We start from the raw sequence: 18,343 nt of genomic DNA on the forward strand, positions 1-18,343 counted from the left end.
GCCGGGTTCCGGAGGCGGTCGGTCACATGACCGGGCGGACGTGCACGTCGGTGAGGTTCCGCAGATCCACATCGAGCAATGCCGTGGCGTCCGCGCGCGAGGACATCGGGATCGATAGTCGTCGGGTCCGCTCCGCGATGCCGTCGGTGCGAACCGCCGTCGTCGCGTCCCTCGGTTCATGTGGCATGAACCGAGGGACGCGACGCCGAGCAGTACGGCAACCACGATGCAGCACGACATGGTCTCGCTCCTCCTTCGCCCGTCGGCCCCGTGTCGTGGCACCCCCTCGAAGAGACGCTGGTCCGAGTATGTCTCAACGTGTGACGATCTTCACCCGCGGGTCGCGTGACCGGTACTTCGTGGCCGTTTGCCACACTGGGAGTCGTGATCCGAGTAGGGCTGACCGGCGGCATCGGCGCCGGCAAATCGACCGTCGCCACCACCCTGATCGAGCGGGGTGGCTACCACATCGACGCGGACAAGATCGCCCGAGAGGTCGTCGAGCCGGGGACTCCCGGCCTCGCGGCCCTCGTCGAGGCGTTCGGCGAGGGCATTCTCGCCGACGACGGCACCCTTGACCGAGCCGCGTTGGCGGCCAAGGCATTCGTCGACGATGAGAGCCGCACCACGCTCAACTCCATCACGCACCCGCTCATCGGGGCGCGCACCCAGGAACTGCTCGAGGCCGCCCCCGACGACGCCATCGTCATCCAGGACATCCCGCTACTGGTGGAGAACCATGGGGCGCCGTTCTTTCATCTGGTCATCATCGTCGGCGCCGACGAAGAGCTGCGGATTCACCGGCTGACCACCCAGCGAGGCCTTCCCGAGGCCGATGCCCGCGCACGCATCGCCGCGCAGGCAACCGACGAGCAGCGTCGCGCGGTGGCCGATGTCTGGTTGGACAACTCCGGCACCCCCGGCGACCTGGCGGGCGCGTCGGCGGCGTTGTGGGATCAGCGTCTGGTTCCGTTCGAGGCCAATGTGCGCCACCGGCGTGCTGCCGAGCCGGATCCGAGACTGATTGCGGCCGAACCGAATCCCGATTCGCTCGGCGCTCGCATCACCAACCGGTTGTGGGCGATCTGTGGGGACAAGGCGACGGCCGTCGTGGTGAGCGCCCCGGCAACCGACGATGCACCCACGGAACTCACCATCTCCGCACGTGACGCCGCGGCGGCGGCGGAACTCGAGTCCCTCCTCCCGCCGGGGGGATTTGCCCGCACCGCACCGGATACATATGCGTCGTCGGACCCCGGCAGGCCCGCACGGGTGCTGGTCGCCGAGGGATAGCGGATCCCGAGGTCGCCGAACGCGTCAGGCGAAGTGTGCGGACAGACGCGCGTGCCGGTGCCGGAACAGATGGCCGACGAACCACCGCAACACCGGCGACAGCGGACGCAGTGGCAGGCGCGGAAGAAACGCGACCTCGTCGAGTACCTCCGTGGCCTCCGGTGAGTCGGGAGAGGACGGTGAGATCGGCGTGAGTGTGCGATCGTGCCGCCACGACGTCATCGTGAGCATCGATGAGCGTTCCCGAAATCCGATCCCCGGCCGGAGTTCGGCGATGGTCAGGTCGTCGTAGTCCAGGGGTAAGAAACCACCGTAGAGAAGCCAGACCTTTCCGATCCGCACACCGGGTTCGACGTCGGCGATCGTCTTCCCGCGGTGCCGCCGCGGCAGGACCATCCGCAGGTAGGGCATCAGTTCGGCGTTGATGCCGTCCATACTCGCGACACGTTCCCACACGCGGTCGGGCGCAGCGGCGATCACCGTGCGTCGGGTCACCCGCTGTGGCGCCGTCATGGCCGATCCCGCCACGTCATCCGCGTCCCGGTCACATCGTCGAGCCACGCCTGGACGTCGTGTCCGTGGTCGGCGGCGCCCACCAGTGCGCGCGTCGCAATGTCGACCGCGGTAACGGCATCGGCGAGTGGGAGCAATCCGGCGTCGTGCGCGGCGAACACCTCGTCGACGTCGACGAGGTGCAACGGTGTGCCCGGCACGTCGACGAGATCGAGATACCAGTCCTCGGCGTGCCAGCAACCGGCGTCGTCCGGGCCGCCGAACCGGCCGACGTCGAGGTAGAGGCGTTGGCCATCACGAAACCCCTCGTCGAAATGGAAGATGTTTGCGCGCAGGCCCAGAGTCGGAAGCAGCCAGGATTCGAGGTAGGAGAATCGGGGATGGCCGGGGGTGGGACGGGCCATGTACAGACCCACGTCGGTGGGCCGGTACGCGTCGACCCGTCGGACGAACCCCTTGTTGTCGGTGTTCGTCATCGCTGCGACATCGAAGATCTCGCGTTTCGGTGGGTGCACGTCGACCTCTGTGGGCATGTCTGAGACCTTACGGCCCGCCTGCGCCGACAGCGCGGAACATCGATGTCATAGGTCGCGTTTACCCTGGTGTCATGGCCTTTGCAGCAGAACGTCCGGTGATCGCGCACTCGGAGTACCGCCCGATCGGTGAGGTCGAGCGGACCGAGGGCCACTTCACGGTGGTCAGTGAGTACGAGCCTGCGGGTGACCAGCCAGCGGCCATCGATGACCTGGAGAAACGCATCACGGCAGGGGAGAAGGACATCGTCCTGCTCGGCGCCACCGGAACCGGCAAATCGGCGACCACGGCGTGGCTCATCGAGCGGGTGCAGCGACCCACCCTGGTGATGGCGCCCAACAAGACCCTCGCCGCGCAACTGGCCAACGAACTGCGGGAGATGCTACCGAACAACGCGGTCGAGTATTTCGTCTCGTACTACGACTACTACCAACCCGAGGCATACATCGCGCAGACCGACACCTACATCGAGAAGGACTCGTCGATCAACGACGACGTGGAGCGGCTTCGTCACTCGGCGACGTCCAATCTGCTGTCCCGGCGGGACGTCGTCGTGGTCGCATCGGTGTCGTGCATCTACGGTCTGGGCACCCCGCAGTCCTACCTCGACCGTTCCGTCGAGGTGAACGTCGGCGACGAGGTCGACCGCGACGCACTGCTGCGGCTGCTCGTCGACGTGCAGTACGCCCGCAACGACGTCGCCTTCAGTCGCGGCACCTTCCGCGTCCGCGGTGACACGGTCGAAATCATTCCCTCCTACGAGGAGCTCGCCGTGCGCATCGAGTTCTTCGGCGACGAGGTCGAGGCGCTGTACTACCTGCATCCGTTGACCGGAGACGTTGTGCGACAGGTTGATTCGCTGCGGATCTTTCCCGCGACGCACTACGTCGCCGGCCCGGACCGGATGGAGAAGGCGATGACGAGTATCGAAGAGGAACTCGAGTCACGCCTGTCCGACCTGGAGGGCAAGGGCAAGCTGCTCGAGGCGCAACGGCTGCGTATGCGCACCACCTACGACCTGGAGATGATGCGTCAGGTCGGTTTCTGCTCGGGGATCGAGAACTACTCGCGCCACATCGACGGCCGACCGGCCGGCAGCGCGCCGGCGACGCTGATCGACTACTTCCCGGAGGACTTCCTGCTGGTCATCGACGAGTCGCACGTGACCGTCCCGCAGATCGGCGGTATGTACGAGGGCGACATGTCGCGCAAACGCAACCTCGTCGAATACGGCTTCCGGCTGCCGTCGGCGGTCGACAACCGCCCGCTCACCTGGGATGAGTTCGTCGACCGTATCGGTCAAACCGTCTACCTGTCGGCGACGCCCGGACCGTACGAACTCGGGCAGTCCAACGGCGAGTTCGTCGAGCAGGTGATCCGCCCGACCGGCCTGGTCGATCCGGAGATCGTCGTGAAACCCACCAAGGGGCAGATCGACGACCTCGTCCACGAGATCCGCGAACGGACCGAACGCGACGAGCGGGTACTGGTGACCACCCTGACCAAGAAGATGGCCGAGGATCTCACCGATTACCTCCTCGAACTCGGCATCCGCGTTCGATACCTGCACTCCGAGGTCGACACATTGCGGCGTGTCGAATTGCTTCGGCAGCTACGATCCGGTGATTTCGACGTGCTCGTCGGTATCAATCTGCTGCGAGAGGGGCTCGATCTGCCCGAGGTGTCGCTGGTGGCGATCCTCGACGCGGACAAGGAAGGCTTCCTGCGGTCGACGACGTCGCTGATCCAGACCATCGGCCGCGCCGCGCGCAATGTGTCCGGTGAGGTGCACATGTACGCCGACAAGATCACCGACTCGATGCGCAATGCCATCGACGAGACCGAACGTCGCCGCGAAAAGCAGGTCGCCTACAACACCGAGCACGGAATCGATCCGAAACCGTTGCGCAAGAAGATCGCCGACATCCTCGATCAGGTGTACCGGGAGGCCGAGGACACCTCGGCGGGCGTGGTCGGATCGGGGCGCAGTGCCAGCCGCGGACGACGTGCCCAGGGTGAGGTGTCCAAGGCGGCGAGCGCCGGGGTGATCGAGAAGCGCGACGTCTCGTCGATGCCACGTGCCGAACTGGCCGATCTGGTGGCGCAGCTGACCGAGCAGATGATGTCCGCCGCCCGCGATTTGCAGTTCGAGCTCGCGGGTCGACTGCGCGACGAGATCGCGGACCTGAAAAAGGAGCTCCGCGGAATGGATGCGGCCGGGATCTCGTGACTGCTGCCGCGATCGCGGGACAAAACACCGGGCGTCACACTAGCCTGCTGATCCAGGGCTCCCTAGAGTGTGGGGGATGCATGTGCTCGCCCATACGGGCGGTGCCGAACACGAGGTGGAGGTAGGGATGAGCGCGTATACCACGGTTGTCGTCGGAACCGATGGCTCTGAGTCGTCGATGGCCGCGGTCGATCGTGCGGGGGCCATTGCAGGTGCGAACGCCAAGCTGGTGATCGCATGCGCGTATTTCCCGAACGAGCGGTCCGCGGGTGAAGTCGCCGACGTCCTCAAGGATGAGGCGTACCAGGTGACCGGATCGTCGCCGACCGAGGAGATCTTGCGCCGCGCCAAGGAGCGCGCCACCTCTGCCGGTGCCACGCAGGTCATCCAGCGTGCGGTCAAGGGAGCACCGGTAGACGCATTGCTTCAGCTGGTCACCGATGTCCAGGCCGATCTACTGGTGGTCGGGAACCGCGGACTGAACTCCATCGCCGGTCGACTGCTGGGATCGGTCCCGGCCGACGCCGCCCGTAAGTCCACCTCCGACGTCCTGATCGTTCACACCACATAGGGCGCGCGGACGATCTGCCCGCCGAGAACTCACTCGGTGGGCAGATCCGACAGTTCCTCGGGTAGCTCACCGGCATGCACCACGATGAGCCGTTGCGTGCTGCGGGTGAGCGCCACATAGAGGTCACTGTGCCCCCGGGGGGACTGAGCGATCAGCTCGCCGGGCTCGACGACCACGGTGGTGTCGAACTCGAGGCCTTTGCAGGTGGTGACGGTGTGCACTCGAGGCCTGTCCGCCTCGGGACGATCGGCGAGAGCGTCGGCGACAGCGACGCTGAGGGTATCGGGTACGACGATGCCGGTCAGGCCGGTCAGGTCGGCCCGCGTGGCCGTCGCCACAACGGCCGCGACCAGATGATCGGCGTCGATGGGCACGGCGGTCGGCGCAATTCCGTTGGAGCGCAGTGATGTCGGCGCCGACATCTCCGGGTTCACGTGCCGCAGTACCCGGGCGGCATAGGTCATGATCTCGGCCGGGGTCCGGTAGTTGACGGTGAGTTCGCGCAACTGCCAACGCTTTGCGACATAGGGTGTCAACACCTCGTCCCACGAGGTGGTACCGGCGAGATCGCCGGTCTGGGCGGTATCGCCGATGATGGTCATCCACCGATTCGGGATGCGGCGCATCACCATTCGCCACGCCATCGCCGAGAGTTCCTGCGCCTCGTCGACGATCACGTGACCGAAGGTCCAGGTGCGGTCGCCGTATGCGCGTTCGGCGGTGGTCGCCCGGTTGGTCTGGGTCTGACGGGCGGCGAGCTGCTCGGCGTCGATGAGGTCGTAGGCCATCAGGATCTCGGGATCGAGTTCATCCTCGAGGTCCTGTGGGGCCGAACCGGTCAGGATGTCGAGCGCGTCCTGCGCCTCGGCGAGTTGCCGACGCCAGTGGGCGCGCTCCTCCGCCTCGGCCTCCGCGGTTCCGTAGCCGATCAGTTCGGCGAGTTCGTCGAGCAGCGGCACGTCGGCGGGTGTGAGCGTCGAGTCGTCGGCGGCAGCCGCCCGATACAGCGTCGCGCGGTCGGCGTCCGACCATCCCGGAGTGCACTTTCGCAGAGAATTCGTGTCGGCGAACAGGTCTCGCAGCACATCCTGGGGCGTCAGCGTCGGCCAGAATTCGAGCAACACGGCGCGGATGTCGGGATCTCGGGACATGTCGGTGCGGATGTCGGCGATGTCGCCGGCGCTGAGGAGTTGCGATCCGTCGAGCAGACTCGAACCGATGGCCCGGGCATGTCGTTCGGCGAGTCCGTTGAGCGCGGTGCGCAGGAACACCGACTGCGCTTGATTGTGTGCGCGGCGCGACGACCTCGCCTTGCCGCGTGCGGCCTTGATGAGGTCGGCGTCGACCTCGATCCGATAGCCGTCGAAGAACACGGGAATCGGTGTGCGGGGCAACGACTCCCGAGCTCGAACCGCCCGTTTCAGGACGTCGATCATGCCGAGTCTGCCCTTGACCTCACGCGTTGTGCGGGGTTCGTCGGCGGTGGCGTGCACGCCGGGGAACAGCTCGCCGATGGTGGCCAGCAGGACACCCGATTCACCGAGCGACGGCAGCACCTGTCCGATGTAGTCGAGGAAGTCGTTGTTCGGGCCGACGATGAGAATGCCGCTGCGGGAGAGGATCTCACGGTGGGTGTAGAGCAGGTAGGCGGCTCGGTGCAGCGCGACGGCGGTCTTGCCGGTACCCGGCCCGCCCTGGATCACGGTCACGCCGCGATGCGTGGACCGGATGATCAGATCCTGTTCACGTTGGATCGTCTCCACGATGTCGGTCATCTCGCCGGTCCGGGCGGTGTTCATGGCTGCGACGAGCGCCGACTCGTTGACCACATCGCCGTGTCCGAAGTCGTCGGCGATCGCCTCACCTGCGGTCAGCACCTCGTCGTTGACCGCGCGGACCCGGCGATTGCGCGTGCGAATGTGCCTGCGGCGGGCCACATCCTCGGGTGCCGCGGGTGTCGCGAGATAGAACGGTCGGGACAGTGGGGCGCGCCAGTCCAACAGCAGGGTGGTGTCGGCGGCGTCGTCGTCGAGGACGCCGATCCGACCGATCCGGCGGGTCTCCCCATCGTCGAGATCCAATCTGCCGAAGTACAGATTGTGTTCGGCCGCATCGAATTTGGCCAGGTCGTCGACGTACATGCGCTCGTAGGATTCGCGTTCGGACGCAGCCTGCGGTGTGCCGTCGGACTCGCGCAACGTTGCCGAGAGGCGACGCTCGGTGTTGGCCCGCATGCGGTCGAGGCGGGCGTAGACGAGGTCGAGATGTGCCTGCTCCTCCACGGTGTGCGCGTCGTCGCCGGTCTGGATGGAAGACGACGTACTCACCGCGACGGCACTCCGTGGCCGCTCACGCCCGCGGGGAAACGGAGTCCGCGCGTGCGCATCTGGTCCGTGATACTCGCTGCCCGCGTCGGATTGCCGAGCACGTCGCACACGTCGGCGGCAGGGCCGGCCAACCATGGCGCACCGAGTCGGTCGGACAACCAGGCCAGCACGCTGCGCTGGGGCCCGAACGGAATCGGGGTGTCGGGCGAGGAGCCGAGAACGCCGTGCCGGGACACGTAGATGTGGAACGAAAGCGTCAGCGGTTCCGACGCGACGTAGAGGGGAAAGCTGTGGGAATTCACTGTCATTCGTTGATAGTTGGGTTCGGTCTGGTCGAGGGCGGCCAGTTCGGATGCGGTCAGCCAGGCCGCCGAGGTATCGACGCCGCCGCCGGCACTGCGATAGGGCGTCGCGGGAATATACCCGCCCCGGGCGACATGCGCCGAATGAGAGACCGTCATTCCCTCGATCCGCACCGGGAGAATGCGACGACTCAGACCGGTCGGGTCGAGGCCGGCCCGAGCGAACTTCCGGGACAGTACTGCGGGTGACGCGTTCGACCCGACGGCCACGACCATCGCTGTCCCCGGGATCGGCGATCGACGATCACCGACCCCGGAGACGGCACCGTCCTCGCACCACGGATACAGGTGGGGGGCGAAGTCGGACGGGGTGACCGGGGCGGGCCGGGTGTCGTGCAGCGTCAGGACGCGGCCTTCCGCCAGCGCCGACGACCGGCGTCGGCCGTCTCCTGAGCCTTCTCCTGAGCGGTGGCGGCCAGGGACCGCGCCGATTCGGCCAACTCCGGTGCCTTCTCGCCGAGCCGATCGGCAACCTCGGCGGAGCGTTCGCTGATGAGCTCGGCCCACTCGGTCGATCGGTCGCGGGCGGCTTCGGCCAGTTCGGGTGCGCGTTCGCTGATCAGCTCCGCCCACTCGGTCGATCGCTCGCGCGCCAGCTCGGCCAGCTCCGGTGCGCGGTCACGGAGCAGGTCGGCGAACTCCACCGATCGCTCGCGGGCGACCTCGGCGAGTTCCGGCGCGCGATCACGCACCTTCTCGGCCACGTCCTCGGACTTCTCACCGAGAGCGGTGGCGCCGTCGTGTGTGCGTTCGACGAACGAATCCCAGGCCGAGGTACCGGCTTTGGCGCCGAACGGCAGAGCTGCGCTCACGGCGGCGCCGGCCGCATTGGCCTTGCGCTTGCCGCGCCAGGCCAGCGACGGCTTGCCCTCGGTGTCGGCGGCGGCGATCAGCAGGCCACCGGTCAGGCTGATGTTCTTGAAGAACTGGGTGCGTTGCGCGGCCCGCTTGGCGGGATCGGTTTCCTGCCAGAACGGGTGACCCGCGAACGTCGTCGGTACCAGCGAACCTGCGAGCGCGATGGCGGCCACACGAGGGAACTTTCCGGTGGCCAGCAGTGCGGCGCCACCCACCTGGATGGCGCCGTTGATCCGGACGAGCGTCGCCGGATCACTGGGGAGAGTGGCGGAGACGTTGGGCGGCAGTGCGTTGAGCGAACTCTCGATGAAGTCGCCGGCCATCTCGGCGCGTCCGGCCGGTTTGCGCACGGCGTCGATACCCGAGGCGAAGAAGACGGTGGCGAGCATGGGACGTGCGATACGGCGAAGAATCATCGGTGATACTGCCCTTCGTTCGGTCTGCTGGTGGAACCGGAACCGCGGCACTCGGACACCCGGCTGTTGGAGTGGACGATGTCGATCCGGCGCCTTATCGAGGCTACCCGTCGGTGCGCGGTCCGGTGGTTCGTGTGGTCGCCCCGCCGCGTCCGCGCCGCCGACGGCCGAGCATGTCAGCGGTTCCGTCCGCGCGGGTGGCCGGGCCGGCTCGAGCCCGGGGGCGAGTGCCGTGCCGATGCTCCACCCCTGTTGGGGGAACCGGGTCTCACCAGCCGCGCTCGCGCCACTCCGGCAGCGCGGGGCGTTCGGTACCCAGGGTGGTGTCCTTGCCGTGCCCCGGATAGACCACGGTGGAGTCGGGGAAACGATCGAAGATCTTCGTCGAGACATCGTCGATGAGGCGATCGAAATCACCTGGCTCCCAAGTTTTTCCGACGCCACCGGGAAAGAGTGAGTCGCCGGTGAAGAGATGGACGACACCATCGGCGGGATCGGTGAGTGCCAACGCGATAGAGCCCGGGGTATGACCCACCAGATGGATTGCGGTGAAGGTGAGGTCGCCGACCGTGAGAACGTCGCCGTCGTCGACGAGGAGATCGGGGGTGATGGGTAACTCGTCGGCATCGAAGCGTCCGGCCGCGGTCGGTGCACCGGTGGCGGCGGCGACCTGTTCGAGTGCCTGCCAGTGGTCGAAGTGTCGATGGGTGGTGACGATGAGCTTCGGCGTACCACCCAACTGGGCGAGGACCGCCAGGATGGTGTCGGCGTCGTTGGCGGCGTCGATGATGAGCTGGTCGCCGGTGGCGGTTGAGGTGACGATGTAGGCGTTGTTGTCCATCGGACCGACCGACACCTTGACGATCGTGGCGTTGGACAGGGTTCGTCGCTGTGGACCCGATTCGGACAGGTCGCCGGTGTAGTTGTCGGTGATGGTGATCTCGGCTGAGGACATGAAAACCAAGCGTAGCCCCGACGGCTGCGTGATCCGGCGGCGTCGCAGGGATCGACATCGGAGCAGGTCGACGATGCCGCGTATCGTGGGATGCCGGTGCGCTGATGGGTTCGGCGCCGCAGAAGCTTGTTTCTCACCGGATTGTCGGTGGCCCTCGCTACGGTGATCCGCGCGGGGTGCCGCAAGCCCCGACAGCCGAGTTCGTAGATAGGAATGTAGTGGTTGATCGCCTGATCGTCCGCGGAGCGCGTGAGCACAATTTGCGCGGAGTCGACGTGGACCTCCCGCGTGACAGTCTGATCGTTTTCACCGGTCTGTCCGGGTCGGGGAAGTCGTCCCTCGCGTTCGACACGATCTTCGCCGAGGGACAGCGTCGGTACGTCGAGTCGCTCTCGGCCTACGCCCGCCAGTTCCTGGGCCAGATGGACAAGCCCGACGTCGACTTCATCGAGGGACTCTCACCCGCGGTGTCGATCGATCAGAAGTCCACCAACCGCAACCCACGCTCGACGGTCGGCACCATCACCGAGGTGTACGACTATCTGCGTCTGCTCTACGCGCGCGCAGGGAAGGCGCACTGCCCGGTGTGTGGTGCCGAGATCGCCAAGCAGACGCCGCAGCAGATCGTCGATCAGGTCCTCGAGATGTCGGAGGGCACCCGATTCCAGGTGCTCGCGCCGGTCGTCCGCACCCGCAAGGGGGAATTCGTCGATCTGTTCGCCGAACTGCAAACGCAGGGCTTCTCCCGTGCGCGTGTGGACGGCGTGGTGCATCAACTGTCCGATCCGCCGAAGCTGAAGAAGCAGGAGAAGCACGACATCGAGGTGGTCGTCGACCGCCTGGCGGTCAAGCCGAGTGCCAAGCAGCGACTGACGGACTCGGTGGAGACCGCATTGCGGCTCGCCGACGGGATCATCGTGCTCGACTTCGTCGATCTGGAAGAGGACGACCCGCATCGTGAACGGCGGTTCTCCGAGCGGATGGCGTGCCCCAACGGGCACCCGATCGCCATCGACGACCTCGAGCCGCGGTCGTTCTCCTTCAACTCGCCCTATGGCGCCTGCCCGGAATGCGATGGCCTCGGCATTCGCAAGGAGATCGACGAGGATCTCGTCGTCCCCGATCCGGACCTGTCGCTGACCGACGGTGCGATCGCCCCGTGGTCGTCGGGTCACAACGCCGACTACTTCGTGCGTCTGATCAGTGGTCTTGCCGATCAGATGAACTTCGACATGGACACGCCGTGGAAGAAGTTGCCCGCGAAGGCGCGCAACGCGCTGCTCAACGGCAGCGACCATCAGGTGCACGTGAAGTTCCGTAACCGCTACGGCCGGACGCGCTCGTACTACACCGAGTTCGAAGGCGTGATGGCCTTCCTCAACCGCCGGATGGACCAGACCGAGTCCGAGCAGATGAAGGAACGCTATGAGGGGTACATGCGGGACGTGCCCTGTCCGGTCTGCGAGGGAGCCCGACTGCGCCCGGAGATCCTCTCGGTGACTCTCGACCACCCGACCGCGGGTGAGATGTCGATCGCCCAGGTGTGCGCGCTGTCGGTGGCCGACTGCGCGGTGTACCTCGACGGTCTGGCCCTCGATGAACGCCAGAAGGCGATCGCCGGCCGGGTGCTGAAGGAGGTGCAGGCCCGCATCCGTTTCCTGCTCGACGTCGGACTTGACTACCTGTCGCTGGCCCGGGCCGCGGGCTCGCTGTCGGGCGGTGAGGCACAACGCATCCGGCTGGCCACGCAGATCGGCTCCGGCCTTGCCGGCGTCCTCTACGTGCTCGACGAACCGTCGATCGGTCTGCATCAGCGCGACAACCGCCGACTCATCGACACCCTGACCCGGCTGCGCGATCTGGGGAACACCCTCATCGTCGTCGAGCACGACGAGGACACGATCCGCTCGGCCGACTGGATTGTCGACATCGGCCCACGGGCCGGTGAACATGGCGGTCAGGTGGTGCACTCCGGCAGTTACAAGGACCTGCTCAAGAACCGCAAGTCGCTGACCGGTAACTACCTGGCCGGGCGGGACACCCTGCCGGTGCCGGCCATTCGACGGCCGATCACCAAGAATCGGCAGCTCACCGTTGTCGGTGCGCGTGAGCACAACCTCCGCGGCATCGACGTGTCATTCCCGCTCGGTGTGCTGACCGCGGTCACCGGGGTGTCCGGCTCGGGCAAGTCGACGCTGGTCAACGACATCCTCGCCACGGTGCTGGCCAACAAGCTCAACGGCGCACGTCAGGTTCCGGGCCGTCACACGCGGGTGAACGGGCTCGGGAATCTGGACAAGCTGGTCCAGGTCGACCAGTCGCCGATCGGACGGACACCGCGTTCCAATCCGGCCACCTACACCGGGGTGTTCGACAAGATCCGCACGCTGTTCGCCGCCACGACCGAGGCCAAGGTGCGTGGTTACCAGCCCGGCCGATTCTCGTTCAACGTCAAGGGCGGTCGGTGTGAGGCGTGCACCGGTGAGGGCACCATCAAGATCGAGATGAACTTCCTGCCGGACGTGTACGTGCCGTGCGAGGTGTGCCACGGTGCCCGCTACAACCGAGAAACCCTCGAGGTGCACTACAAGGGCAAGACGATCTCCGAGGTCCTCGACATGCCAATCGAGGAGGCCTGCGAGTTCTTCGAACCCGTCACCTCGATTCACCGCTACCTCAGGACACTCGTCGACGTCGGACTCGGTTATGTCCGGCTCGGGCAGCCTGCGCCGACGTTGTCCGGCGGTGAGGCGCAGCGCGTCAAACTGTCGGCCGAACTGCAGAAACGATCCTCTGGCCGGACGGTGTACATCCTTGACGAGCCGACGACCGGTCTGCATTTCGAGGACATCAAGAAGCTTCTCGATGTGATCAACGGACTCGTCGACAAGGGCAACACGGTCATCGTCATCGAGCACAACCTCGACGTCATCAAGACCGCGGACTGGGTCATCGACATGGGTCCCGAAGGCGGCGTCGGTGGTGGCACGGTGGTCGCCGAGGGAACGCCCGAGGACATCGCGGACACCCCGGAGAGCCACACCGGCAAGTTCCTTGCCGAGATCCTCGACGACGAGCGGGTCGCCTCGGCGGGATGACAGGCGCACAAGATCGTCGTAGGCGTGTGGTTCTCTGACGGGTACAGGCGACCGAGGAGGTGCACCATGGAGAGCGTGACGACCACTCGTGACGGTTTCCCGATCCCCGGTTCGCGTCCGTTGACGGTGCGCGATCTGGAGGGGATGCCCGATGACGGTCACCGGTACGAACTCATCGATGGAGCACCCGTGCTCGTGGTCGAGGTGGCATCACCGAGCACCGCGCTACACGACCTCAACACCAAGAAGGCGGCGTACCAACGACTCGGGGTCCCGAGTTACTGGGTCATCGACCCCGAACGGGTGGCGCAGACCGTCTATGAACTCCGTGAGGACCGTTACCACGAGTCGGCAACGGTGGTCGGTGACCAGGTCTTCGAGACAGCCCGTCCGTACCCCGTGCAGGTGATACCGGCCCGACTCCTGGGTCAGTTCGCCTGACGGCCCGCTGCGCGTGGTTCAGCTACCGGAGCTCCCCATCGACCTGCGGATCTCCTCCAGGCGTTTCTTGGCGGCCTCGTCGCGCTTGTGCATCATCTCGTCGACCTGCTGACCCTCAGGTGTGGATTCGGCCAGCTCCTGCGATCCGATCGCCGTGGCGATGCGATTCTCGATCTTGTCGCGTACGAAGTCGAACGACGGAACTCCGGCTTCGGAGTAGTCCGGATCGGGGAGCGGCGGAGCCGGCGGACCGGTCGGCGCGCTCACGATCTCCGCGTCGATCACGTCATCGACCGGAGATGCGGGCTCGGTCGGAGTGGGGTCCTCGGGTGCGGTCATGCGACCAGGGTAGGTGTCCTCGTCGCGCGGCGGACGTACCTGCACGAATGACGACCCGAGTGTCACCCCCGCCGATCGCGCACCGGGCCGGTGTACTTCTCACCGGGACCCTCACCCGGCTCATCCGGGTAGGCGCTCGCATCGCGAAAGGCGAGCTGCAGTTGCTTGAGGGCTTCCCGGACCGGTGCTGCATGGATGCCGAGGTCCGGCTTCGCCGCGTCGACGAGCCCGGCGAGCGCGGTGATCAGGCGCCGCGCCTCGTCGAGGTCGACGTCGGCCTCACCGGCGCCCAACTTCTCCGCGGCCGCGCTCATCAGCATGAATGCGGCCTTGGTGATCACCTCGATCGCCGGAATATCGGCCAGGTCGCGGACGTTGTCGTCGACGGAATTGGAAGTGTTCTCTGCGGTCCGGCCGTCACCTGGATTCCCGTCGTCAGCCCCGCTACCAGCGGCGTCGTCGGAGGGCGAATAGGTATTCCCGGTCATGACTGTTAGACTTCCATAGCACGACCGCCCCGGTCCGCCGGGGTAGCAAGTGGAGTTCGGCTCCCACCGCTACGACGCGATCCCGCAGAAGCGATTCTGACAGACGCAGTTGTACGGTCCGGTCCAGCGGTTTCACCGCGCGTGAGCGTGGATGGATCCGTCCGATGCTGTCATCGGTGGACCGGTCGGTGATGGAGCCCTGCCGACGATCCGTGAGGATCGCGAGCGGGGCTTTTTGCTGAGGCGAATTCCTCCTGCGCCCGACACACCCGCGGCGGCCGACCTATTCGGAATTATCAAGGAGGCCCCATCAGCACTGAGACCCGCATCAACGAGCGCATCCGCGTCCCGGAGGTCCGACTCGTCGGACCGAATTCGGAGCAGGTGGGCATCGTGCGTGTTGAAGATGCGCTCCGCCTGGCCTACGAGGCTGATCTGGATCTGGTCGAGGTCGCACCCGACGCCCGTCCGCCGGTGTGCAAGATCATGGACTACGGCAAGTTCAAGTACGAAGCCGCTCAGAAACAGCGCGAGGCGCGTCGCAATCAGCAGATGACCGTCATCAAGGAGCAGAAGCTCCGCCCGAAGATCGACGACCACGATTACGAGACCAAGAAGGGTCACGTCATCCGGTTCTTGAAGGACGGGTCCAAGGTGAAGGTCACCATCATGTTCCGCGGTCGTGAGCAGTCACGCCCCGAACTCGGATTCCGGCTCCTGCAGCGACTCGGCAACGACGTCGCCGACTACGGGTTCATCGAGACCTCGGCCAAGCAGGACGGACGGAACATGACCATGGTCCTCGCCCCCCACAAGGGTGCGAAGACCCGCGTCAAGGCACAGCAGCAGTCCCAGCGTCCCGCCCGGGAAGCCAAGGACGCCGCCGCACCCGACGCCGCGAGCTAGTCGATACCGATCGCCGGCCGCGTCCGCAGGCCGGCGACGGCCAGACCACTGCGAACGTGAGCACACCCGCCGACGCGGGTAGCTCCCGCTCGCTCGAATGAAGGAAAGACATGCCAAAGAGCAAGACCCACAAGGGCACCGCGAAGCGTTTCAAGGTGACCGGCAGCGGCAAGATCGTGCGCCAGAAGGCCAACCGTCGCCACCTGCTGGAGCACAAGTCCTCGCGTCGTACCCGTCGCCTCGACGGCACCACCGTCGTGAGCGAGAACGATGCGCCGCGCATCAAGCGCCTGCTGAACCGCTGACGGCTGCGCCCAGACCACTACCGAAGAAGAGGATTGACCAATGGCACGCGTGAAAAGGGCCGTCAACGCCCAGAAGAAGCGTCGTTCAACCCTGGAGGCATCCAAGGGTTACCGCGGACAGCGTTCGCGTCTGTACCGCAAGGCCAAGGAGCAGCAGCTCCACTCGCTGACCTACGCCTACCGGGACCGTCGCGCCCGCAAGGGTGAGTTCCGCAAGCTGTGGATCGCGCGTATCAACGCCGCGGCCCGCGCCAACGACATCACCTACAACCGCTTCATCCAGGGCCTCAAGGCCGCTGGTGTCGAGGTGGACCGCAAGGTGCTCGCCGACATCGCCGTGACCGACCCGGAGGCCTTCACCGGTCTCGTCGAGGTTGCTCGCAAGGCGCTGCCCGCCGACGTCAACGCGCCGGCTGCCTGATCAGCCACCGCACGGCCGACACCGACCCGCGAGAGATCGACGGACGACTCTGATGGAGATCCTGTCCGAACGATCCTCGCGGGTCGTGTCGTATGCCAAGCTGCATCGTTCCGCGGTGCGTCGCGCCGAGCAGCGGTTCCTCGTGGAGGGCGCGAATGCGGTTGTCGCCGCGCTCGACACCGATCGTGCCGATCAGATCCTGGTGCGCGATTCCGACGAGAACCGATTCTCCGACATCCTGATTCGCGCTCACGCCGCCGGGATCCCGACCTCCGGGCTGACCGAACGCGCTGCACAGAAGCTGTCGGAAACCACCACGCCGCCAGGCATCTTCGCCGTGTCCAGGCTCCTTGACGCCGACCTCGACGACGTGCTCGCCGGCGCGCCCCGATTGCTCGCGGTCGCCGTCGAACCCCGTGAGCCGGGCAACGCCGGGACGTTGATCCGCACCGCCGATGCCATGGGTGCCGACGCCGTGCTCCTGCTCGGCGACGCCGTCGACCCACACAACGGCAAGTGTGTCCGCGCCAGCGCCGGAAGCGTCTTCCACCTACCCGTCGTGCGGCAGCGCGACATCGCCGGAACACTGAAAGCATTGCAGGACAAGGAGATTGCCCTGCTCGCCACGGCCGCCTACGGTGAACTCGTCCTCGACGACGCGGCTGAGGTGCTGCGTGGTGCGGTGGCCTGGCTGTTCGGCAACGAGGCGCACGGCCTGCCCGCCGATGTCACCGCGCTCGCCGACCACCGGGTCTCCATCCCGATCCGGGGCCGCGCGGAGAGTCTGAATCTTGCTGCGGCCGCATCGATCTGCCTCTACGAGAGCGCACGGGTCCAGGCGCGTCACCCGTCCTGACCGCACTCGCGGGCGCGGCCACTCAGCCCGACTGCGTGTAATCACTCATGCCGTGCGGCTGTGGTGTCCCGAGAATCGACCGGGTGAACATCGTGAACATCTCCCGGCAGATGCCCGACGCTAGTGACCTCGACCGTCTCTCGGCTGGCCGTGACCGCGTCGTCGATCTGGTCCGGATCGTCTCCCTCGTGGTCGTGATCGTCGGGCATTCGTTGATGCTGACCGTCGTCACCGACGACGGGCGGATCTCGTTGGGCAACACCCTCGCGGCGGTGCCGGTCCTGCAGGCACTCACCTGGGTATTGCAGATCATGCCGCTGTTCTTCTTCGCCGGTGCCGCGGCGGCGACATACGGGTGGCGGTCCGGTACGACGCCGGGACAGTGGCTGCTCGGCCGCGCACAACGGCTGCTGCGCCCGCTCGTCTGGTATCTGGCGTTCGCGGGCTCGGCGGTGGGGGCCCTGAAGCTGACCGGACTCGACACCGCCGCCGGGGTGACCGCCGGATTGTCGGTCCAACTCCTGTGGTTCCTCGGCGCCTATCTGCTCGTGCTCGCCGTGGTGCCATTGCTGCAACACATCGCGACCACTTGTCATCTGATCGTGGCGGTGGTCTGCTGCCTGGCAGCGGCCGGGACCGTCGACGCCGTGCGGCTCACCGTCGGTCCCGCGTGGCTGGGGTACCTGAACTTCTTGATCGTGTGGATGCTGCCGGCCATCTTCGGCATCGCCTACGCCAAGCGATTGGTGACGCGCCGCTGGGCCGCGGTGGTCGCGGCCGTCGCGCTCATCACCGACATCGTGCTCGTCGCGGTCGGACCGTACGAGCTGTCGATGGTGACGGTGCCCGGTCAGCAACTGTCGAATATGAGCCCGCCGACGCTGCTGCTCGCCGGTCATGCGGTCACGCTGTGCGCTCTGGTCATCGCACTTCGCGGACCACTGACGCGGCTGACCATGCGACCGCGCCTGTGGTGGTGGGTCGCCATGGGCAATCGGGGTGCGATGACGCTGTACCTCTGGCACCTTCCGGTGCTGGCCGCGATCATCGCCGCGGGGACGGTGCTGGGCCTCGAGCGTGATCCGTCGAACCCGACCTTCGTGCCGGCGATCATCGCCGAGACCCTGATGTTGGTGACGCTCATGATCGTCGTCACCGCCGTGCTCAGCCCGCTGGAGAACCGTCGGCTGCGGTGGTGGGACGCAACCCTGGAATGCTCGGCGCCGGCCGGTCGGGACTTCGCGATGCTGCTGTGCCTCGTGATCGTCGCCGCGTCACTGTTGCTGCTCGCCCACGACGGCATTCTCACCGGTTGGTACTGGATCGTGGTCACGGTGGCCGCGGCGATCGGTGCGCGCTCGCTTGCGGTCACCCGTTCCCCTCGCGAGGTCGCGCCGATCTCCTGAGCGGGATCCCTGCAGGTCGTCACG

General features: G+C 66.4%; 19 protein-coding genes. 10 read left to right on the forward strand and 9 right to left on the reverse strand.

Annotated elements, in window-relative coordinates:
* Window positions 1–22 precede the first annotated feature (22 nt).
* On the reverse strand, window positions 23–187 hold the full coding sequence (locus tag ABLE94_RS22755; RefSeq protein WP_348807505.1) for a hypothetical protein: 165 nt from the start codon (window positions 185–187) through the stop codon (window positions 23–25).
* Window positions 188–384: 197 nt separating this feature from the next.
* Here ABLE94_RS22755 and coaE point away from each other — a divergent pair, with 197 nt between their 5' ends.
* Window positions 385–1,293, forward strand: coding sequence for a dephospho-CoA kinase (gene coaE / locus ABLE94_RS22760; RefSeq protein WP_348807504.1), 909 nt, complete (start codon window positions 385–387; stop codon window positions 1,291–1,293).
* A 24-nt stretch (window positions 1,294–1,317) separates the two neighbouring features.
* On the opposite strand, the gene ABLE94_RS22765 is transcribed toward coaE, so the two are convergent.
* Both ABLE94_RS22765 and ABLE94_RS22770 read right to left on the reverse strand, forming a co-directional pair.
* On the reverse strand, window positions 1,318–1,806 hold the full coding sequence (locus ABLE94_RS22765; RefSeq protein ID WP_348807503.1) for an Rv1443c family protein: 489 nt from the start codon (window positions 1,804–1,806) through the stop codon (window positions 1,318–1,320).
* Window positions 1,803–2,339: a ribonuclease FAU-1 family protein gene (locus ABLE94_RS22770; protein ID WP_348807502.1), complete on the reverse strand. Its 537-nt coding sequence runs from the start codon at window positions 2,337–2,339 to the stop codon at window positions 1,803–1,805. The genes ABLE94_RS22765 and ABLE94_RS22770 overlap by 4 nt, the downstream gene beginning before the upstream one ends.
* 74 nt (window positions 2,340–2,413) lie before the next feature.
* On the opposite strand from ABLE94_RS22770, the gene uvrB reads away from it, so the two are divergent.
* Window positions 2,414–4,570 carry an excinuclease ABC subunit UvrB gene (gene uvrB, locus ABLE94_RS22775; protein WP_348807501.1) on the forward strand — a complete coding sequence of 719 codons (2,157 nt, stop codon included), beginning with the start codon at window positions 2,414–2,416 and terminating at the stop codon, window positions 4,568–4,570.
* Window positions 4,571–4,697: 127 nt separating this feature from the next.
* Window positions 4,698–5,141, forward strand: coding sequence for a universal stress protein (locus ABLE94_RS22780; protein ID WP_348807500.1), 444 nt, complete (start codon window positions 4,698–4,700; stop codon window positions 5,139–5,141).
* Window positions 5,142–5,170: 29 nt separating this feature from the next.
* Here the strand turns inward: ABLE94_RS22780 and ABLE94_RS22785 are convergent, their stop codons facing one another.
* From ABLE94_RS22785 to ABLE94_RS22800, 4 genes are all read right to left on the reverse strand, one after another.
* The gene (locus ABLE94_RS22785) at window positions 5,171–7,468 is read right to left on the reverse strand and encodes a HelD family protein (protein ID WP_348807499.1); all 2,298 of its coding nucleotides are present in this window, start codon (window positions 7,466–7,468) and stop codon (window positions 5,171–5,173) included.
* Window positions 7,465–7,929, reverse strand: a complete 465-nt coding sequence (locus tag ABLE94_RS22790) for a hypothetical protein (protein ID WP_348807498.1) — start codon at window positions 7,927–7,929, stop codon at window positions 7,465–7,467. Before ABLE94_RS22790 ends, ABLE94_RS22785 begins: the two co-directional genes overlap by 4 nt.
* 242 nt (window positions 7,930–8,171) lie before the next feature.
* Complete coding sequence (locus ABLE94_RS22795) at window positions 8,172–9,104, reverse strand: DoxX family membrane protein (protein ID WP_348809993.1); 933 nt, start codon at window positions 9,102–9,104, stop codon at window positions 8,172–8,174.
* 268 nt (window positions 9,105–9,372) lie between these two features.
* Window positions 9,373–10,059, reverse strand: a complete 687-nt coding sequence (locus ABLE94_RS22800) for an MBL fold metallo-hydrolase (RefSeq protein ID WP_348807496.1) — start codon at window positions 10,057–10,059, stop codon at window positions 9,373–9,375.
* Between the two features lie 218 nt (window positions 10,060–10,277).
* Here ABLE94_RS22800 and uvrA point away from each other — a divergent pair, with 218 nt between their 5' ends.
* Window positions 10,278–13,157, forward strand: coding sequence for an excinuclease ABC subunit UvrA (gene uvrA / locus ABLE94_RS22805; RefSeq protein WP_348807495.1), 2,880 nt, complete (start codon window positions 10,278–10,280; stop codon window positions 13,155–13,157).
* Between the two features lie 66 nt (window positions 13,158–13,223).
* The gene (locus tag ABLE94_RS22810) at window positions 13,224–13,598 is read left to right on the forward strand and encodes a Uma2 family endonuclease (protein ID WP_348809994.1); all 375 of its coding nucleotides are present in this window, start codon (window positions 13,224–13,226) and stop codon (window positions 13,596–13,598) included.
* 18 nt (window positions 13,599–13,616) lie between these two features.
* Here ABLE94_RS22810 and ABLE94_RS22815 read toward each other — a convergent pair whose 3' ends face one another.
* The gene (locus tag ABLE94_RS22815) at window positions 13,617–13,937 is read right to left on the reverse strand and encodes a PspA domain-containing protein (RefSeq protein ID WP_348809995.1); all 321 of its coding nucleotides are present in this window, start codon (window positions 13,935–13,937) and stop codon (window positions 13,617–13,619) included.
* A gap of 62 nt (window positions 13,938–13,999) precedes the next feature.
* Window positions 14,000–14,425, reverse strand: a complete 426-nt coding sequence (locus ABLE94_RS22820) for a DUF1844 domain-containing protein (RefSeq protein ID WP_348809996.1) — start codon at window positions 14,423–14,425, stop codon at window positions 14,000–14,002.
* A gap of 285 nt (window positions 14,426–14,710) precedes the next feature.
* Between ABLE94_RS22820 and infC the strand changes: the two genes are divergently transcribed.
* From infC to ABLE94_RS22845, 5 genes are all read left to right on the forward strand, one after another.
* Complete coding sequence (infC, locus tag ABLE94_RS22825; protein WP_348810013.1) at window positions 14,711–15,331, forward strand: translation initiation factor IF-3; 621 nt, start codon at window positions 14,711–14,713, stop codon at window positions 15,329–15,331.
* A gap of 110 nt (window positions 15,332–15,441) precedes the next feature.
* Entirely contained in the window at window positions 15,442–15,636 is a 195-nt protein-coding gene (gene rpmI / locus ABLE94_RS22830; protein WP_012834577.1) for a 50S ribosomal protein L35, read from the forward strand.
* 40 nt (window positions 15,637–15,676) lie between these two features.
* A complete protein-coding gene (gene rplT, locus ABLE94_RS22835; RefSeq protein ID WP_238423314.1) occupies window positions 15,677–16,057 on the forward strand; it encodes a 50S ribosomal protein L20 in 381 nt (126 codons plus the stop codon).
* A 49-nt stretch (window positions 16,058–16,106) separates the two neighbouring features.
* Window positions 16,107–16,913 carry a TrmH family RNA methyltransferase gene (locus ABLE94_RS22840; RefSeq protein ID WP_425476264.1) on the forward strand — a complete coding sequence of 269 codons (807 nt, stop codon included), beginning with the start codon at window positions 16,107–16,109 and terminating at the stop codon, window positions 16,911–16,913.
* Between the two features lie 83 nt (window positions 16,914–16,996).
* Complete coding sequence (locus tag ABLE94_RS22845) at window positions 16,997–18,319, forward strand: acyltransferase family protein (protein ID WP_348809998.1); 1,323 nt, start codon at window positions 16,997–16,999, stop codon at window positions 18,317–18,319.
* Window positions 18,320–18,343 lie beyond the last annotated feature (24 nt).

The organism is Gordonia sp. VNK1 (genome assembly GCF_040049135.1).
GTDB lineage: Bacteria > Actinomycetota > Actinomycetes > Mycobacteriales > Mycobacteriaceae > Gordonia > Gordonia oleivorans.

Excerpts from the sequence above, each read along its gene's own strand:
- ABLE94_RS22800 (WP_348807496.1), bottom strand. The coding sequence starts at position 10,059 with ATGTCCTCAGCCGAGATCACCATCACCGACAACTACACCGGCGACCTG.
- ABLE94_RS22780 (WP_348807500.1), top strand. The coding sequence starts at position 4,698 with ATGAGCGCGTATACCACGGTTGTCGTCGGAACCGATGGCTCTGAGTCG.
- rpmI (WP_012834577.1), top strand. The coding sequence starts at position 15,442 with ATGCCAAAGAGCAAGACCCACAAGGGCACCGCGAAGCGTTTCAAGGTG.
- uvrB (WP_348807501.1), top strand. The coding sequence starts at position 2,414 with ATGGCCTTTGCAGCAGAACGTCCGGTGATCGCGCACTCGGAGTACCGC.
- ABLE94_RS22820 (WP_348809996.1), bottom strand. The coding sequence starts at position 14,425 with ATGACCGGGAATACCTATTCGCCCTCCGACGACGCCGCTGGTAGCGGG.
- ABLE94_RS22790 (WP_348807498.1), bottom strand. The coding sequence starts at position 7,929 with ATGACGGTCTCTCATTCGGCGCATGTCGCCCGGGGCGGGTATATTCCC.
- rplT (WP_238423314.1), top strand. The coding sequence starts at position 15,677 with ATGGCACGCGTGAAAAGGGCCGTCAACGCCCAGAAGAAGCGTCGTTCA.
- ABLE94_RS22810 (WP_348809994.1), top strand. The coding sequence starts at position 13,224 with ATGGAGAGCGTGACGACCACTCGTGACGGTTTCCCGATCCCCGGTTCG.
- ABLE94_RS22755 (WP_348807505.1), bottom strand. The coding sequence starts at position 187 with ATGCCACATGAACCGAGGGACGCGACGACGGCGGTTCGCACCGACGGC.
- ABLE94_RS22770 (WP_348807502.1), bottom strand. The coding sequence starts at position 2,339 with ATGCCCACAGAGGTCGACGTGCACCCACCGAAACGCGAGATCTTCGAT.
- ABLE94_RS22815 (WP_348809995.1), bottom strand. The coding sequence starts at position 13,937 with ATGACCGCACCCGAGGACCCCACTCCGACCGAGCCCGCATCTCCGGTC.
- ABLE94_RS22765 (WP_348807503.1), bottom strand. The coding sequence starts at position 1,806 with ATGACGGCGCCACAGCGGGTGACCCGACGCACGGTGATCGCCGCTGCG.
- ABLE94_RS22795 (WP_348809993.1), bottom strand. The coding sequence starts at position 9,104 with ATGATTCTTCGCCGTATCGCACGTCCCATGCTCGCCACCGTCTTCTTC.